Origin of the sequence: Candidatus Liberibacter sp. (assembly GCF_014048425.1) — a bacterium.
In the GTDB taxonomy this organism is placed as follows: Bacteria; Pseudomonadota; Alphaproteobacteria; order Rhizobiales; family Rhizobiaceae; genus Liberibacter.
This window is the reverse complement of sequence record NZ_JACETX010000086.1, coordinates 1-1,430: the sequence shown is the minus strand read 5'-3', so window position 1 is coordinate 1,430 and position 1,430 is coordinate 1. Positions and strand designations below refer to the sequence as shown.

Here is a 1,430-nt window from a genome sequence, read left to right as displayed (position 1 = left end):
ATATTGAATCAACAAACGACGCTGTGCTCGCTCTATAAAAACAACAAAAGCAATGACTAAAATGGCAGAAGCAAAAACAACCATTATCAAGGCAGCGGAAACACTACCCACGCGCCCAAGCTCAAGAACTTTTGCAAAAGCAGAAGGAAAACCTGCAACAATGCCGCTAAAAATAATGAGAGAAACACCATTTCCTATACCACACGATGTGATCTGTTCCCCCAACCACATAAGAAACATTGTACCACCAAGAAGAGTAACAACTGTAGAAAAAACAAAGAAAGACCCTGAATCGAAAACAATACCATCACCGCTCCTTAAACCAATAGCAATTCCATACGCCTGTAAAATTCCAAGAACAACAGTAGCATAACGAGTGTATTGATTAATAATCTTGCGCCCTTGCTCTCCCTCTTTCTTAAGAGCTTCAAGAGACGGAACCACCGAAGTGACTAACTGGACAATAATAGAAGAAGATATATAGGGCATAATACCTAATGCAAAAATAGCCATACGCTCAACCGCCCCTCCGGCAAACATATTAAAAAGACCGAATATACCCTCACTCTTCGATTGAAAGGCTTTCGTATAAGAAACAGGATCAATACCTGGCAATGGCACATACGTCCCAATTCTATATACTATAAGCGCAACAAAAGTGAAAAGAATTCTAGCTTTTAAGTCTTTCGCTTTTGTAAAAGCAGAAACACTCAAGTTAGATACAAATTGTTCTACCGCAGACGCCATAAATAACCTCAAGACCTCAATCAGAAAAAGAAACACCAAAACAAAGATTACGCTGCGACAAGCACCAACACAAAAAAATAGAACCAGCCTTCAATTTACTATGAAAACCTCCAGCTATGAAAACAATAAGGCGAATATACCACCTCAAAAAAACCATCAAACAACGATAAGCTTGCCACCTAATTTTTCAATCTTGGAAATCGCAACTGCCGAAGCACCAGAAACTCGCAAAATCAATTTTGCATCTAACTGCCCATCAGACAGAATACGAACCCCCTGTTTAGAATTTCGAACAAGACCAGCCGAATGTAGTGCGCGAACATCTATTTCAGCCGCAGAATCCAATTTACCCTTGTCAATAGCACACTGCAACCTACCTAATGAAACAGTAGCTAACTTAGAAGAAAAAATATTTACAAAACCACGTTTTGGTAAACGCCGATATATGGGCATTTGCCCACCTTCAAAGCCACGAACACTAACCCCAGACCTAGATTTTTGCCCCTTAACACCCCTACCAGCAGTCTTACCCGTACCAGAACCAATTCCACGACCCAAGCGTTTACGCGCTTTGAAAGATCTTTTATCGCAGCGAATTTCATTCAATTTCATTGTATTAGCAAACCTTTATTATCTCTCTTCAACAATACGAACAAGATGGCGAACAGAATTAATCATTCCGC

2 protein-coding genes are annotated in these 1,430 nt (G+C 40.1%); both read right to left on the bottom strand.

Annotated features, from left to right (window positions below; genetic code table 11):
* On the bottom strand, positions 1–747 hold a 747-nt coding region (locus tag H0G72_RS06020), incomplete at its 3' end, for a preprotein translocase subunit SecY (protein ID WP_182017866.1).
* Positions 748–903: 156 nt separating this feature from the next.
* Complete coding sequence (gene rplO / locus H0G72_RS06010) at positions 904–1,359, bottom strand: 50S ribosomal protein L15 (RefSeq protein ID WP_182017864.1); 456 nt, start codon at positions 1,357–1,359, stop codon at positions 904–906.
* Between the last annotated feature and the right edge of the window lie 71 nt (positions 1,360–1,430).

Excerpts from the sequence above, each read along its gene's own strand:
- rplO (WP_182017864.1), bottom strand. The coding sequence starts at position 1,359 with ATGAAATTGAATGAAATTCGCTGCGATAAAAGATCTTTCAAAGCGCGT.